Here is a 14,933-nt window from a genome sequence, read left to right as displayed (position 1 = left end):
CTTCGTTGCTGGGCAGAAAATCGGGCTTGATTCATGTCACCCGATCAGGGAAACGTCGTACATCCATATCGGAACGTGGCGATACGTAGGTTGGCGCTGAGCTTGCGAAGCCCAACGTGCCAATGCCGGGCCCATGTTGGGCTTCGCTGCGCTCAGCGCCAACCTACGGGCCTCACGGCTGAATGATCAGGTTGGTGAACAATAGGTCGTCCACCAGCGGCTTGCCCTCTTCCGCATTGATCGCCGCGCGCACCTGTTTGAGCGCCTCCTGGCGCAGCTTTTCCTTGCCTTCGAGGTTGCCCAGGGTTTCGTCGGTCTGCTGGGCGAACAGCATGATCAACTGGTTGCGGATCAGCGGTTCGTGCTGCTCGACCTTGTCCGCCGCCTCGGTGCCGGTCACCTTCAGGGCGATATCTGCCTTGTAGTACTTCAGTCGCGGACCGTTGCCGTAGTTGCCCACCAGGGCCGGGGTGATCGAGACGAAGGCCGGCTTGTTCGCCTCGTCCGCGGCCGGTTTCTCCGAGGCGGCAACGAACGGGCTGGACGACAGGGCCAACAGCAGGGCGAGGATGGTTCTCAAGGCAGGCACTCCGCAAAGGTTGCCGGCAAGCATATCCAGTCCTTCGCCGTCGCCCAAGCTATGCGGCGGTATAACCGCTGACGATTCTGATTGCCCGACGGCCGTGGGTTCCTACACTGGCAGGATTCCAACAAGGAGCCTCGCCGATGAAAGCCGTGCTGTGCAAAGCCTTCGGCCCCGCCGAAAACCTGGTTCTCGAAGAAGTCGCCAGTCCCGAGCCGAAGAGCAACGAAATCCTCATCGATGTGCATGCCGCCGGGGTCAACTTCCCCGACACCCTGATCATCGAGGGCAAGTACCAGTTCAAGCCGCCCTTCCCCTTCTCCCCGGGCGGCGAAGCGGCGGGCGTGGTCGCCGCGGTAGGCGACAAGGTGAAGCACCTGAAGCCGGGCGACCGGGTGATGGCGCTGACCGGCTGGGGCAGCTTCGCCGAGCAGGTCGCGGTGGAGCATTTCAAGGCGCTGCCGATCCCGGACGGCATGGACTTCACCAGCGCCGCCGCCTTCAGCATGACCTACGGCACCTCGATGCATGCGCTGAAGCAGCGCGGCAACCTGCAGCCGGGCGAAACCCTGCTGGTGCTCGGCGCATCGGGCGGCGTCGGCCTGGCGGCGGTGGAGATCGGCAAGGCGATGGGCGCGCGGGTGATCGCTGCGGCGAGCAGCGAAGCCAAGCTGGAAGTGGCCCGGGCTGCCGGCGCCGACGTGCTGATCAACTACAGCGAAGGCAGTCTGAAGGACAAGCTGAAGGAAGCCACGGGCGGCAAGGGCGTCGACGTGATCTACGATCCGGTCGGCGGCCCGCTGTTCGAGGAAGCCTTCCGCTCCATCGCCTGGAACGGCCGCATGCTGGTGATCGGCTTCGCCAGCGGCAGCATCCCCTCGCTGCCGGTCAACCTCGCCCTGCTCAAGGGCGCCTCGCTGGTCGGGGTGTTCTGGGGCGCCTTCGCCCAGCAGCAGCCGCAGGACAACGTGGCGAACTTCCAGCAACTGTTCCGCTGGTACGCCGAGGGCAAGCTGAAACCGCTGATCTCGCAGACCTGGCCGCTGGAAAAGGCCGGCGAGGCGATCAACCACCTCGGCCAGCGCAAGGCGGTCGGCAAGGTGGTGGTCAAGGTACGCTGAAACACTGCAAGGGGAGGCGCCAGTCTCCCCTTGTTGTTACGGCACTATTACAGATCCGAAATACCCCTTCCTTATTTCCCGCCCCTGCTTTTTTGCACTCATCCGGTGCAACTTTCGCTCTTGAAGCGAAAGGCAATATCGATTAGCAGAATTTGATCAAACGAACTTCTCTGCGTCGTCCATACATTACAAAAAACTCCGCCGAATATATTTCGGCGTTTCCCGCATCAACTCCAATGCGGCCCTTCAATCAATTGAACTGTCGGTGACTGAACATGTTCAAGGTCATGGCCGTTTTCTTGTCCGGCGCTGTTTGCGCAGGATGCAATGGCCTGGTTCGTCCGGATATGGACGGCACCGGCGAGCCGCATTATTTCCGGGTATTTTCCGGATTCCCGCTGCCGTTCCTGTACATGGCCTCGGCGGTGCAGTGGAACGAGGAATACGCCGTCACCGTGCGGCACATTCCGCTGGTTTCCGGCAAGGCGCATACCTGCAGTACCGGCTGCGACCTGGTCTTCATCCGCCATCGCTGCGACTGCAAGGTCCCGCTCTGGCGCGCCCCGCGCGTCGGCGAGAACATCACCGCGGCCGGCGCCAGCCCCTATCTGCTGGGCGTCACCGGACAGGGCAAGGTCTACCCGGCGCCCTTCGTCAATACCGACGAAAACAGCGGCGATTACTACGCCATCCATGACGCGCCGCTGGTGGAAGGCATGTCCGGCGGACCGGTGATTGGCAGCGACGGCCAGATCGTCGGAATCAATATTGGGATCTACTCGACACTTTTGAACAATATAGACAGCCCTGGCGCCAAGGGAGCGAAAAGAATCAGCGTCTTCGTCCCCTTCGCAATTATCCAGAGAGAGTGGAACTTGCTTGACGCCAGACTTTCCCCAGACGAGCGTCAAAGAATAGCCGCCAAATAACACAAAACACTTTAATAGTTATCCGACGGCGTTTCAGAAATTTAACAGAATCAGAGAAAGTGCAATTATCCACAAACCGGAAATTGCACTTTCCTGAAACTTCCCCAAGACTCCGAATCGGCAATCAATGCATCCGGAACATATCGTCCCGATCAGGATCGATAGAGATCCTTGAAGCGATCGCGCAACTGGTTCTTCTGCACCTTGCCCATCACATTGCGCGGCAGCGCGTCGACCACCAGCACCCGCTTGGGCTGCTTGTAGCGCGCCAGCCTGCCGTCGAGGCCGGCGACGATCTCCGCTTCCTGCACCACGGCGCCGGGGGTGGCGACCACCACCGCCGTCACGCCTTCGCCGAAGTCCGGGTGCGGCACGCCGATCACCGCCGACTCGGCCACGCCCGGCAAGGTATCGATGATCTGCTCCAGCTCCTTCGGATACACGTTGTAGCCGCCGCTGATGATCATGTCCTTGCTGCGCCCGACGATCTGCACATAGCCCCGCTCGTCGATGAAGCCGATGTCGCCGGTCATGAAGTAGCCGTCGGCACGCAGTTCCTCGGCGGTCTTTTCCGGCATCCGCCAGTAGCCCTGGAATACGTTCGGTCCACGCACCTCGATCATCCCCGGCTCGCCCTGCGGCAGGACAGTCGGCTCGGCCACGCCCGGATCGGTGATGCGCAGCTCGACGCCCGGCAGCGGGAAGCCGACGGTGCCCGCGATGCGCTCGCCGTCGAGCGGGTTGGAGGTATTCATGCCGGTTTCGGTCATGCCGTAGCGTTCGAGGATCGCCTGCCCGGTGCGCTCGCGGAACGCCCTGTGGGTTTCCGCGGTGAGCGGCGCGGAGCCGGATACGAACAGGCGCATGTGCGCGACCGCCGCGTGATTCAGCTCCGGCTGATCGAGCAGGCGGGTGTAGAAGGTCGGCACGCCCATCAGCAGATTGACCTGGGGCAGCAGGCGCAGGACTTCCGCGGCGTCGAACTTCTCCAGGAACAGCATCGAGCCGCCCGCCAGCAGCAGGCTGTTGCAGGCCACGAACAGGCCGTGGATGTGGAAGATCGGCAGCGCATGGAGCAGCCAGTCGTCCGCCGACAGCTGCCAGGCCTGCACCAGCGCGCGGGCGTTGGAGACCAGATTGCCGTGGCTGATCATCGCGCCCTTGGAGCGCCCGGTGGTGCCGGAGGTGTAGAGGATCGCCGCGAGATCGTCGGCACTGCGCGGCACATCGGCGAAGTTCCCTGGCTGGCCGTCCACCCGCGTCATCAGGCTGCCTTCGCCATGGCTGCCAAGAGTCGCCAGTTGAGCCACGGCGCACTCCCCGGCCAGTTGCCGGGCCTCGGCCTCGAAAGCCGGCGCGCAGACGAACAGCGTCGGCTGCGCATCGCCGAGGAAGTAGCGCAGCTCGTCGGCGGTGTAGCCGCTGTTGAGCGGCAGGTAGACGCCGCCGACCCGCAGGGTGGCGAGGTAGAGCATGATCGCCTCGGGACTCTTGTCCACCTGCACCGCAACCCGGTCGCCCGGCTGCACGCCGAGTTCGACCAGGGCATGGGCGAACTGCGCGGTGCTGCGCAGCATGTCGGCATAGCTGTAGCCGCCGCCGTCGGGCGTGCGGATGAAAGGTTTCTGCAGATCGCTCGGCAGATGCGCGCCGATGGCGGCGAAAAGACTCTGGTTCATGCTCGGTTCCTAGCTGTTGGCCTTGCGCAGCAGGGTGGCGTGACGCTTGACCTCGGGCGAGGCCATGACGGTGCCCTGGTTGGCATAGGCTTCGTGGTTTTTCTCGATCTGGCGCAGTTCGTAGCGGTAATTCACCATCAATCCGGCGGCCTGGCGCAGCCCGCCGGGGGACAGGTCGCCGCGCCAGTTCAGGCGCTCCAGGCGCGCACCGTTGCCGAGGTGGAAGCGCGCCACCGGATCGAGCGGGCGGCCTTCGGCGTTCTTCGCGTTGAGGAAGTATTCGGCGGCCAGCGCCAGCAGCGGTTGCTCCAGGCGTGGCGGAGGTGCGCTGTCGCCCTTGAGCGCCTTGAGACAGTCGGCGGCGATGGGAGCGAGCCGCGCATCGCCGTCGAGGCCGTCCAGCCAGCGGCGAAAGCCGGGTACCGGCGACAGGGTGACGAAGTTCCTCAGGCTCGGGACTTCCCGCGCCAGCTCTTCCACCACCTGCTTGATCAGGAAGTTGCCGAAGGAAATCCCGCGCAATCCTTCCTGGCAGTTGCTGATGGAATAGAACACGGCGGTATCCGGCTCCTCGGCCGCCACGCCGTCGGGGCGCTGTTCGAGTATCTCGTCGATGGCGCCGGGCATGCTGCGGGTCAGCGCCACTTCGACGAAGATCAGCGGCTCTTCGGCCAGCGCCGGATGGAAGAAGGCGAAACAGCGCCGGTCCGCCGGTTGCAGGCGGCTGCGCAGGTCGTCCCAATCCCTGATTTCGTGTACCGCCTCGTAGCGGATGATCTTTTCCAGGATCGACGCCGGGGTCGACCAGTCGATCCGCCGCAGCACCAGGAAGCCGCGGTTGAACCACGAGGTCAGCAGATGCTGCAGGTCCTGGTCGACCGCGATCAGCTCGGGTTTGGCCTTGAGCTGCTGGAGCAGCAGGCGGCGCATGGCGATCAGCTCGGCGGTGCCGCCGGGCGCCTGGTTGAGGCGCCGGAACAGCTCCTGGCGCGGCGGCTCGCAGGCGCGGAACAGCGCACTCACCTGCTCCGCACCGGGGTTTTCCAGATAGCGCCGGCAGGCCTCGGCCAGCGCGTCGTGGGGTGGCGCGAACTCCTTCAGCAGCCCATCGAAGAACACCTTCTGCTGCTCCGGCGGACAGTCGCGATAACTGCACAGCACCTGCCGCGCCAGGGCCACGCCGGACGCCTCGCCATGCCCCGACAGCAGCCGGCGGCTGGCCTCGACCAGCGTCGCCGCACTGATCGGCGCTGGCTCGCGCGATTCCAGCAGTTGCCGGCCACGTTCGCTGATGCTCTGCAAGAGTTCCTGGAAGAAGCTGACGTTCATCGTTTCCCCCTCGTTCTGCGTTCGAAGTGCCGCCGTTACCGCTCCGAGCGGAGCAATGGCGGCGGGCAGCGCTGGTACCAGCGGCTGGCCTGCTCGTAGGCATGCGCCAGTTGCAGGACCGCCAGGTCGGCGTGGTGCCGGCCGATGATCTGCAGGCCCATGGGCAGACCCTGTTCATTGAAGCCGACCGGGACGTTGGCCACCGGGCAACCGGACAGGGTGCCGGGGATCACCACCTCCATCCAGCGGTGGTAGGTGTCCATCGCCACGCCTTCGATTTCCTTCGGCCATTCCAGGTTCTTGTCGAACGGGAACACCTGCGCGCTGGGCAGCAGCAGGTAGTCGTAGCGTTCGAACAGCTTGCTGATCGCACGGTACCAGTCGCTGCGCGCCACCGAGGCGCGGTAGACATCCACCGCCGACAGGCGCAGGCCGTTTTCCACCTCCCAGCAGGCTTCCGGCTTGAGCTGGGCGCGTTTCTGCGGATCGGCGTAGAGCTCGCCGAGGGAACCGGCGACCATCCAGTGACGCAGGGTGCGCCAGCATTCCCAGAGCCGTTCCGGGGAGAAGCCGGAGTCGGCTTCTTCCACCGTGCAGCCGATCGCCTCGAAGTCGGCGAAGGCACGGCGGCACAGTTCGAGCACGCCGCTCTGCATCGGCAGGTAGCCATTGAAATCACCCAGCCAGCCGAGCCGCGCGCCCTTGAGATCGCACTCCAGCGGACCGGCGAAGGCAGCCCCCGACTCGGGAATGGACAGCGGCGCGCGGCTGTCACCGCCGGCCTGTACCGACAGCAGCAGGGCGACATCGCGCACGCTGCGGCCCATCGGCCCTTCGTAGCCGAGCTGGTCGATGAACAGGTCGGCGCTGTCGTCGAACGGCACCCGGCCCTGCGAAGGACGGAAGCCGATGATGTTGTTGAAGGCCGCCGGGTTGCGCAGCGAGCCCATCATGTCGCTGCCGTCGGCCACCGGCACCAGTTGCAGGGCCACCGCCGCGGCCGCCCCGCCGCTGCTGCCGCCGGCGGTCCTGCCCGGGTCGTAGGCGCAACCGGTGGCGCCGAAGACCGGGTTGTAGCTCTGCGAGCCGAGGCCGAACTCCGGGGTATTGGTCTTGCCGATCAGCACCGCGCCGGCCGCGCGAAGACGCTCGACCATGATGCCGTCACGCTCGGGCAGGTAGTCGCGGTACAACGGCGAGCCCAGGGTGGTGCGAATGCCGCGGGTCAGCGAGAGGTCCTTCACCGCATGGGGCAGGCCATGCATCCAGCCGCGGTACTCGCCGCGCGCCAGTTCGGCGTCGCGCGCATCGGCCTCGGCCAGCAGTTGCTCCGTCGGCTGCTGGCTGACGATGGCGTTGACCGCCGGATTGAAGCGCTCGATATGCCCGAGATAGTCCACCATCACTTCGTGGCAGGACACCTCGCGCTGGCGAATGAGTCCGGCCAGTTCGTGGGCCTGTAGCTGGACGAGTTCGCTGATGTTGTTGTTCTGGCTCATACGACGTTGCCTTGAAACGGCTTGTTGATCGGGTTCGCGGGACGACGGGAAAGGCGGAAAGACGGGCGAACGGGGTCGTGCCGACCGGCGCGATGCCGGTCCGCCCCACGGTCATCCGTCACCCCCGCGGACGCGGGGGGCCGGGAATCCGCCTCAGCGCATCAGGTTGGTCCACAGGCGGTCGGCCAGGCGGATCGAGCCTTCGCCGCAGGTCTTGCTGAACACCACCCTGGTGCCTTCGGGGATATGCAGCTCCGGAGCGTCCTTCAGGCTGGCATCGAGGAAGGGCTCGACACCCTTGATCGGGCTCTGGTGCTTGAGGAAGTTCTGCGTCATCGCGGAGTTCTCGGGCTGGCTGAGGAAGGCGATGAACTTCTTCGCGTTCTCCGGGTTGCGGCTGCCCTTGGGGATGACCATGTTGTCGACCCAGGCCAGCACGCCTTCCTTCGGATACAGGTACTTCAGGGTCGGCTTCATCTCACGCGCGCGCATCGACGAGCCGCCCCAGAACATCGACATGTCGACTTCGCCAGAAGCGAGGTTCTCGCGAATCGAGCCGGCCTTGGAGCTGTAGGTCTTGACGAAGGGCTTCTGCGCCTTGAGCAGGGTCAGCACCTGCTGCATCTGCTTGGGGTCCTCGCTGCACAGCGGGATGTCCAGGTAGACGCTGGCCGCGTCGACCACTTCGCTGACCGAGTCGAACATGTTGATCTTGCCCTGCAGCTCCGCCGGCGGGTGGAACAGCACGTCGTAGCTGTCGGTCGGGCCCTTGTAGATGGCGGTATCCAGCACCACGCTGGTGGTCCCCCAGATGAAGGGCACGGAGTAGGCGCCCTGCGGGTCCCAGGTCGGCGTCTTCAGGTTGTCGACGATGTTCGCGTAGTACGGCTGCTGCGCCGGATCGAAGCGCTCCAGCAGGTTCTCCTGGATCAGGATCGGCACGAACTGGTGCGACGGGATCGCCACGTCGTAGCCGGCGCCGCCCTGCTTCAGCTTGGCCAGCAGGGTCTCGTTGGAGTCATAGGAATCCACGGTGACCTTGATGCCGGTTTCCTTCTCGAACTTCTCCAGGATCTGCGGCGTGAAGTAGCCGCTCCAGCTCACCACGTTCAACTGTTCGGCGGCCTGAACTCCGGCAGCCAGGCCCAGCGACAGCGAGGCCCCAACGGCGACGATCAACTTGCTCATGCTTCAACTCCCAGTGTTGGCTTGGCTCAGGCTTTCTTTTTGCCGAGCAGGTAGGACAGGGTGACGAACAGCACCGAAACACCAAGGATCAGCGTCGATACCGCATTCACATCAGGGGTAACGCCCATGCGCAGCAGGCCGAAGATGAAGATCGGCAGCGTGGTGGTGCCGGCCTGCGAAACCATCATCGAGATCACGAAGTTATCCAGCGAGACGATGAAGGCGAGCATCAGCCCGGAGACGATCCCCGGCATCAGCAGCGGCAGGGTGACCTTGCGGAAGGTCCGCCAGGGGCCGGCGTAGAGGTCGGCGGCGGCCTGCTCCAGGGACAGGTCCATGTCGTTCAGCCGGGCACGGATCGGCAGGTAGGCGAACGGGATGCAGAACACCGTGTGGGCGATGATCAGGTTGCCGTAGCCGAGCGACAGGCCAAGGGTGGAGAACAGCGCCAGGGTGGCGACGCCGACGACGATCTCCGGCAGCACCAGCGGCAGCATGATCGCCCCCATGGACAGGCGCAGGCCCTTGAACTTCGCCCCGCGCGAGGTGCCCAGCGCGGCCAGGGTGGCTATCGCCGTGGCGATCACGCTGGCGCACACGGCGATCAGCAGGCTGTTGCCGGCCGCCTGGCGCAGCGCCTGGTTGGCGAAGGCGGCGCGATACCAGTCGAGGCTGAAGCCGGTCCACACGGTGGCGGACTGGTTGGCGTTGAAGGAGAACACCACCAGCACCACGATGGGCGCGTACAGGTAGAGATAGAAGAGGAAGCTGAAACCACCGAAGCCGGGGAAGTCCTGGACGCCGAGACGGCGTTTACCGGGCAGCGCACGCATCATTCACCTCCCCGCGCGATGCGCAGGCGCTCGGCGCGCATCGCGTAGAACATCAGCACCAGCATCACCGCGGCCATCAGCACCAGCGACAGGGCGGCGCCGAAAGGCCAGTTCCGCGCATCGCTGAACTGCCGGAAGATCAGGTTGCCGAGCATCATTTTGGTGCCGCCGCCGAGCAGTTCCGGGGCGATCATCGCGCCCAGGCAGGGCACGAAGGTGAGGATGGCGCCGGCCAGGATGCCCGGCCGGGCGATCGGCAGAACCACCTTGCGCAGCGTGCGCAGGCGTCCGGCGTAGAGGTCCTGGGCCGCTTCGAGCAGGCGCACGTCCATTTTCTCCAGGGTCGAGTAGATCGGCAGCACGACGAAGGGCGCGTAGGTGTAGACCAGCCCCAGCAGCACGGCGCCGTCGCTGTAGAGCAGTTCCAGCGGCTGGTGGATCAGGCCGAGACCCAGCAGGCTGTTGTTCACCACGCCGGTGCCGCGCAGCAGCAGGATCCAGGCATAGGTGCGGATCAGCAGGTTGGCCCAGAACGGCACGGTGATCAGGAAGATCAGCAGGCCGCGCCGATGCGGCGGCTGCATGGCCAGCCAGACCGCCACGGGGAAGCCGATCAGCAGGGTGATCAGGGTGGTCGCCGCGGCGATGCCGATGGAGCGCAGGGCGATGATCAGGTAGGAGTCGGCGAACGCCAGGCTGTCGTCCAGCTGCCGTTCGAATATCAGCGACAGGTAGGCGTCGGTGCTGAAGACCCGGTTGACCCCGCCGTAGGGGTTGGCCTCCATCAGCGAGTAGGCGATCACGATGAGGATCGGCACGATCAGGAACAGGCCGATGGACAGCAGCGCCGGGGAGACGCCGAGGAAGCTCCTCAACGCCTGGCGCCGCTCCAGCGAGCCGGCAATGTTGTTGCGCATCTGGTGCATGTGTGGCCCCACGGGGAAGCGTTGGCTGGCTCAGTCCAGCAGGACGCTGGCGCTGCCCTTCTCGAATTGCAGTCCGGCGCTCTGTCCGGCGGCGAAGCGCTGGCGCTGCCCGGCGCTGTTCGGCGCGCGCACGGTCAGGCACGTGCCGTCGGCAAGGCTGACCTGGTACTGCAGGTCGGTGCCCAGGTAGATCTGCGCGATCACCGTGCAGGGCGTGGCTTCGGCGGAGTCGGCCAGCAGTTGCAGGCGCTCCGGACGAATCGACAGGGTCACCGTGGCGCCGGCTTTCACACCCTCACCGGCAGCCGCGGCCAGCAGGCTGCCGCCGGCGATCCGGTACAGCGCCTGCCCATCGGCCACCTGCTCGACGCGGGCCTCGATGAAGTTGGTCTCGCCGATGAAGTCGGCGACGAAGCGGTTGCGCGGATGCTCATAGATGTCATCCGGCCGGCCGACCTGCTGCACTTCACCCTCGGAGAGCACGGCGATGCGGTCGGACATGGTCAGGGCTTCTTCCTGGTCGTGGGTGACGAAGATGAAGGTGATGCCGGTCTTCGCCTGGATCGCCTTGAGTTCCTCGCGCATCGCCTGGCGCAGCTTGAGGTCGAGCGCCGACAGCGGTTCGTCGAGCAGCAGAACCTTGGGATGCGGCGCCAGCGCGCGGGCCAGCGCCACGCGCTGCTGCTGGCCGCCGGAAAGCTGGGTCGGCTTGCGCTGGGCGAAGCGTTCCATCTGCACCAGGGCGAGCATCTCGCGGACCCGCTCGGCGATCTGCGCCTTGTCCATGCGTTTGCCCAGCGGGTGCGATTCCAGGCCGAAGGCCAGGTTCTCGGCGATGGTCATGTGCGGGAACAGTGCGTAGTGCTGGAACACCGTGTTCACCGAACGCTCGTACGGCGGACGATCGGCGATGTTCTCGCCATACAGGAGGATTTCCCCGGCGGTGGGAAACTCGAAGCCGGCGATCATCCGCAGGAGGGTGGTCTTGCCGCAGCCGGAAGGGCCGAGCAGGGTGAAGAATTCGTTGTCGCGGATGTCCAGGTCCACGCTCTTCAGCGCGACCGGGCCGCTGTCCGGATCGCCGTAGACCTTGCGGACCGAACGAATCGATACCGCCGCCGTCTGCACGCTATGCAGGGCACTCATGGAATTACCTCCGGTTCCCTTCCCGTCCACGGCATGGGCCGGCGGACGGGTCTTGTATTTGTTCTGGCAGGACTAGAGAAAGTCTGGATGCAGCGTGCGGCCTGTATCGGCTCGATTCGTTGTACTGCTGCTGGGGGGATATTCCGGCAAACATGGTTGAGCAAAAAGCTCAATTTTCTTACATTGGCTGTTAAATAATTTAATAGCGAAGGCAAGGTTTCCGATTCACGCCCTCCCACCGCCTTCCCCCGCTCAACGCCGTGCGCGCCTTCGAGGCCGCGGCCCGGCTCGGCAGCTATGTCGCCGCCTCCCGCGTGCTGCACGTCACCCAACCGGCGATCGGCCGCCACGTCAAGCTGCTGGAGGAATGGCTGGGCGTGCAGTTGCTCGAACGCACCCCTCGCGGCGTGACCCTGACCGCCGCCGGCCAGCGCTACTACGCGAAGATATCCACAGCCCTGCAGCAGATCGCCGATGCCGGCAACGAACTGGCGCCGGGCAGCTCGATGCGCTGGCTGAAGATCCGCGTGGTGCCGGCCTTCGCCAAGCGCTGGCTGATGCCGCGCCTGGAGTCGCTGCGCCAGCAACGCCCCGGCCTGAAGATCGCCATCGAACCCAACCCGACCTTCACCGAGGTGGACGGCAAGAGCGCCGACCTCGGCATCGTCTACGGCATGCCCGGGCAATACGCCAACTGCCACGCGACGCTGCTGCACCCGCACGTGTTCCCGGTGTGCTCGCCGGACTTCCTCGCCAGCATCGACCCCATCGCGCGTGCGGAGGACCTGGTGCGGCACAAGCTGATCCATGTCGACGACGGTGAATGGTGGAACGCCTGGTTCGCCGCCAATCACCTGGATATCCGCGTCAGTTCCGACATGCTCTACATCAGCAACGACCACGCGCTATCGATGGCCGAGGCGGGCCATGGCATCGCCCTGGCGAACGAGGTGCTGGTCAAGCACGAGCTGGCCTCGGGCGCGCTGGTGCGCCCGGTCGCCACCGAAGTGCCGCTGGAGAGCTATCAGTTGCTGATTCCGGCCGGCCGCAGCAGCGCGGATATCGAGTGGTTCCTGGAATGGATCGCCGCGGCGCTGCGGGAAGAGTTTCCCGAACTGTGCGCCGCCGCGCCGGCCGATCAGCGCGGCGCGTAGGCGAACACGTCGGCGCGCATCTGGTGCGCGTCCATGCCGGCTTCCACCAGCGCATCCAGCGTGCCGTAGACCATCGCCGGCGAGCCGCTGGCGTAGACGCGCAGGCCCCGCAGGTCGGCGAAGTCCTCGCAGAGCGCCTCGTGCAGCATGCCTGTGCGGCCCTGCCAGTTGTCCGGCTCGCTGACTACCTTGTGCAGGTGCAGGTTGGGCACTTTCTGCCACTCCTGCCAGTGCGGCAGTTCGTAGAAGTCCTCAGGCTGGCGCACGCCCCAGTACAGGTGCACCGGATGGGCGAAGCCCTGGGCGCGGCAGTGCTCGATCAGGCTGTGCATCTGCGCCATACCGGTGCCGGCGGCGATCAGCACCAGCGGGCCGTCCGGCAGGTCGGCCAGATGCGCGTCGCCGAGGGGCATCTGCACACGGACCGTGCTGCTGTTGCGCAGCTGCTCGACCATCTTCACCGCACCGCCCTCACGGGCCAGGATGTGCAATTCGAGGTCGCGCCCTTCGTGCGGCGCGGAGGCCAGGGAGAACGCCGAATGACCGCCCTCGCGCTCGATCAGCAGGTATTGTCCGGCGTGATAGCGCAGCGGCTTGCCGGCCGGCGCGCGCAGGCGCACGCGCCAGACATCGCCGCCCACCGGCTGGCACAGGGTGACCTGGCAGGCCAGGTGGCGCAGCGGCAGCTCGCCCGGGGCGAGCACGCCGTCCCAGTGCAGCACGCAGTCTTCCAGCGGCTCGGCCAGGCAGGTGAACAGCTCGCCGTGGTCGCGTACATCGCCGTTCTGCTTCACCCGGCCTTCCACCAGCAAGGCGGCGCAGATATGGCAGTTGCCGTTGCGGCAGCTCTGCGGGCATTCGTAGCCCAGGCGCCGTGCGGCATCGAGGATGCGCTCGCCGGGCTGCGCCTCGAAGGTGGCGCCGGAGGGTTGCAGGGTGACTCTCATGCTACCAGTCCCCTGGTGGGTGTCCCGGATCGCGGGCATGGCCCGCTCCTGCGTGCACCAACTCCTGTAGGAGCGGGCCATGCCCGCGATAGCGCAATGCGGGGCACGTGGTTCATCGATCTATCCCCAGGCTCGCCCACATCTCGTCAACGCGCCGCTTCACCGCCTCGTCCTGGACGATGGCGCGGCCCCATTCGCGGTTGGTCTCGCCCGGCCACTTGTGGGTGGCGTCGAGGCCCATCTTCGAACCGAGGCCGGAGATCGGCGAGGCGAAGTCGAGGTAGTCGATCGGCGTGTTGTCGATCATCACCGTGTCGCGCTTGGGGTCCATGCGCGTGGTAATCGCCCAGATCACGTCGTTCCAGTCCCGTGCATCGATGTCGTCGTCGGTGACGATAACGAACTTGGTGTACATGAACTGTCGCAGGAACGACCACACGCCGAGCATCACGCGCTTGGCGTGGCCGGGGTACTGCTTCTTCATGGTCACCACGGCCATGCGGTAGGAACAGCCTTCCGGCGGCAGGTAGAAGTCGGTGATCTCGGGGAACTGCTTCTGCAGGATCGGCACGAACACTTCGTTCAGCGCCACGCCGAGGATCGCCGGCTCATCCGGCGGGCGGCCGGTGTAGGTGCTGTGGTAGATCGGCTTCTGCCGGCGGGTGATGCGCTCGACGGTGAATACCGGGAAGCGATCGACCTCGTTGTAGTAGCCGGTGTGGTCGCCGTACGGACCTTCGTCGGCCATCTCGCCGGGATGGATCACCCCTTCGAGGACGATCTCGGCGCTGGCCGGCACCTGCAGGTCGCTGCCGCGCGCCTTGACCAGCTCGGTCTTGTGCCCGCGCAGCAGGCCGGCGAAGGCGTATTCGGAAAGGCTGTCCGGCACCGGCGTCACCGCGCCGAGGATGGTCGCCGGATCGGCACCGAGGGCGACGGCTACCGGGTAGGGCTTGTCCGGATGCTTCTGGCACCACTCGCGGTAATCCAGCGCGCCGCCGCGATGGCTGAGCCAGCGCATGATGACCTTGTTGCGGCCGATCACCTGCTGGCGATAGATGCCGAGGTTCTGCCGCTCCTTGTTCGGACCCTTGGTGATGGTCAGGCCCCAGGTGATCAGCGGGCCGACGTCGCCGGGCCAGCAGGTCTGCACCGGCAGCTTCGACAGGTCGACGTCGTCGCCCTCCTCGATCACTTCCTGGCACGGCGCGTCCTTCAGCACCTTTGGCGCCATCGACAGCACCTTCTTGAAGATCGGCAGCTTCGACCAGGCGTCCCGGAGGCCCTTCGGCGGCTCCGGCTCCTTGAGGAAGGCCAGCAGCTTGCCGATCTCGCGCAGCTCGCCGACATCCTCGGCGCCCATGCCTAGGGCGACGCGCCCGGGCGTGCCGAACAGGTTGCCGAGCACCGGGATGTCATAGCCGGTGGGCTTCTCGAACAGCAGCGCAGGGCCCTTGGCGCGCAGCGTGCGGTCGCACACTTCGGTCATTTCCAGCACGGGGGAAACCGGCACCTGGATGCGCTTGAGCTGGCCGCGCTGTTCCAGCGCGCGGATGAAGTCGCGCAGATCGCGATACTGCATGAAGGTCTCGATGGGCT

Annotated in this window: 13 protein-coding genes; 3 read left to right on the top strand and 10 right to left on the bottom strand. The window is 65.6% G+C overall.

Annotated features, from left to right (window positions below):
- Positions 1–172: 172 nt before the first annotated feature.
- Entirely contained in the window at positions 173–580 is a 408-nt protein-coding gene (locus JFY56_RS21965; RefSeq protein ID WP_208316279.1) for a flagellar basal body-associated protein FliL, read from the bottom strand.
- A gap of 146 nt (positions 581–726) precedes the next feature.
- Here JFY56_RS21965 and JFY56_RS21960 point away from each other — a divergent pair, with 146 nt between their 5' ends.
- Together JFY56_RS21960 and JFY56_RS21955 are read left to right on the top strand one after the other, a co-directional pair.
- The gene (locus JFY56_RS21960) at positions 727–1,704 is read left to right on the top strand and encodes an NADPH:quinone oxidoreductase family protein (protein WP_208316278.1); all 978 of its coding nucleotides are present in this window, start codon (positions 727–729) and stop codon (positions 1,702–1,704) included.
- Between the two features lie 275 nt (positions 1,705–1,979).
- Positions 1,980–2,633 (top strand): serine protease, encoded by a 654-nt coding sequence (locus JFY56_RS21955; RefSeq protein WP_236033003.1) that lies wholly within the window; start codon positions 1,980–1,982, stop codon positions 2,631–2,633.
- A gap of 152 nt (positions 2,634–2,785) precedes the next feature.
- On the opposite strand, the gene JFY56_RS21950 is transcribed toward JFY56_RS21955, so the two are convergent.
- From JFY56_RS21950 to JFY56_RS21920, 7 genes are all read right to left on the bottom strand, one after another.
- Complete coding sequence (locus JFY56_RS21950) at positions 2,786–4,312, bottom strand: malonate--CoA ligase (RefSeq protein WP_208316277.1); 1,527 nt, start codon at positions 4,310–4,312, stop codon at positions 2,786–2,788.
- 9 nt (positions 4,313–4,321) lie between these two features.
- Positions 4,322–5,641, bottom strand: a complete 1,320-nt coding sequence (locus tag JFY56_RS21945) for a malonyl-CoA decarboxylase (RefSeq protein WP_208316276.1) — start codon at positions 5,639–5,641, stop codon at positions 4,322–4,324.
- A 35-nt stretch (positions 5,642–5,676) separates the two neighbouring features.
- Entirely contained in the window at positions 5,677–7,140 is a 1,464-nt protein-coding gene (locus JFY56_RS21940) for an amidase (RefSeq protein ID WP_208316275.1), read from the bottom strand.
- 153 nt (positions 7,141–7,293) lie between these two features.
- Positions 7,294–8,328 (bottom strand): ABC transporter substrate-binding protein, encoded by a 1,035-nt coding sequence (locus JFY56_RS21935; protein ID WP_208316274.1) that lies wholly within the window; start codon positions 8,326–8,328, stop codon positions 7,294–7,296.
- A 26-nt stretch (positions 8,329–8,354) separates the two neighbouring features.
- Entirely contained in the window at positions 8,355–9,161 is an 807-nt protein-coding gene (locus JFY56_RS21930; RefSeq protein ID WP_208316273.1) for an ABC transporter permease, read from the bottom strand.
- Positions 9,161–10,078, bottom strand: coding sequence for an ABC transporter permease (locus JFY56_RS21925; RefSeq protein WP_208316426.1), 918 nt, complete (start codon positions 10,076–10,078; stop codon positions 9,161–9,163). Before JFY56_RS21925 ends, JFY56_RS21930 begins: the two co-directional genes overlap by 1 nt.
- Before the next feature lie 39 nt (positions 10,079–10,117).
- A complete protein-coding gene (locus JFY56_RS21920; protein ID WP_208316272.1) occupies positions 10,118–11,233 on the bottom strand; it encodes an ABC transporter ATP-binding protein in 1,116 nt (371 codons plus the stop codon).
- A 260-nt stretch (positions 11,234–11,493) separates the two neighbouring features.
- Here JFY56_RS21920 and JFY56_RS21915 point away from each other — a divergent pair, with 260 nt between their 5' ends.
- Positions 11,494–12,387, top strand: coding sequence for a LysR substrate-binding domain-containing protein (locus tag JFY56_RS21915; RefSeq protein WP_208316271.1), 894 nt, complete (start codon positions 11,494–11,496; stop codon positions 12,385–12,387).
- Here the strand turns inward: JFY56_RS21915 and JFY56_RS21910 are convergent.
- Together JFY56_RS21910 and ubiD are read right to left on the bottom strand one after the other, a co-directional pair.
- On the bottom strand, positions 12,372–13,334 hold the full coding sequence (locus JFY56_RS21910; RefSeq protein ID WP_208316270.1) for a CDP-6-deoxy-delta-3,4-glucoseen reductase: 963 nt from the start codon (positions 13,332–13,334) through the stop codon (positions 12,372–12,374). The genes JFY56_RS21915 and JFY56_RS21910 overlap by 16 nt on opposite strands.
- A gap of 112 nt (positions 13,335–13,446) precedes the next feature.
- The gene (ubiD, locus tag JFY56_RS21905; RefSeq protein ID WP_208316269.1) at positions 13,447–14,916 is read right to left on the bottom strand and encodes a 4-hydroxy-3-polyprenylbenzoate decarboxylase; all 1,470 of its coding nucleotides are present in this window, start codon (positions 14,914–14,916) and stop codon (positions 13,447–13,449) included.
- Positions 14,917–14,933: the final 17 nt, after the last annotated feature.

Origin of the sequence: Pseudomonas schmalbachii, from assembly GCF_017589465.1 — a bacterium.
Taxonomy (GTDB): domain Bacteria; phylum Pseudomonadota; class Gammaproteobacteria; order Pseudomonadales; family Pseudomonadaceae; genus Pseudomonas; species Pseudomonas schmalbachii.
The sequence above is the reverse complement of the archived record's forward strand: the minus strand, read 5'-3'. Positions and strand labels throughout refer to the sequence as shown.

Excerpts from the sequence above, each read along its gene's own strand:
- JFY56_RS21945 (WP_208316276.1), bottom strand. The coding sequence starts at position 5,641 with ATGAACGTCAGCTTCTTCCAGGAACTCTTGCAGAGCATCAGCGAACGT.
- JFY56_RS21950 (WP_208316277.1), bottom strand. The coding sequence starts at position 4,312 with ATGAACCAGAGTCTTTTCGCCGCCATCGGCGCGCATCTGCCGAGCGAT.
- JFY56_RS21940 (WP_208316275.1), bottom strand. The coding sequence starts at position 7,140 with ATGAGCCAGAACAACAACATCAGCGAACTCGTCCAGCTACAGGCCCAC.
- JFY56_RS21910 (WP_208316270.1), bottom strand. The coding sequence starts at position 13,334 with ATGAGAGTCACCCTGCAACCCTCCGGCGCCACCTTCGAGGCGCAGCCC.
- JFY56_RS21960 (WP_208316278.1), top strand. The coding sequence starts at position 727 with ATGAAAGCCGTGCTGTGCAAAGCCTTCGGCCCCGCCGAAAACCTGGTT.
- JFY56_RS21920 (WP_208316272.1), bottom strand. The coding sequence starts at position 11,233 with ATGAGTGCCCTGCATAGCGTGCAGACGGCGGCGGTATCGATTCGTTCG.
- JFY56_RS21930 (WP_208316273.1), bottom strand. The coding sequence starts at position 9,161 with ATGCGTGCGCTGCCCGGTAAACGCCGTCTCGGCGTCCAGGACTTCCCC.
- JFY56_RS21925 (WP_208316426.1), bottom strand. The coding sequence starts at position 10,078 with ATGCGCAACAACATTGCCGGCTCGCTGGAGCGGCGCCAGGCGTTGAGG.
- JFY56_RS21935 (WP_208316274.1), bottom strand. The coding sequence starts at position 8,328 with ATGAGCAAGTTGATCGTCGCCGTTGGGGCCTCGCTGTCGCTGGGCCTG.
- JFY56_RS21955 (WP_236033003.1), top strand. The coding sequence starts at position 1,980 with ATGTTCAAGGTCATGGCCGTTTTCTTGTCCGGCGCTGTTTGCGCAGGA.
- ubiD (WP_208316269.1), bottom strand. The coding sequence starts at position 14,916 with ATGCAGTATCGCGATCTGCGCGACTTCATCCGCGCGCTGGAACAGCGC.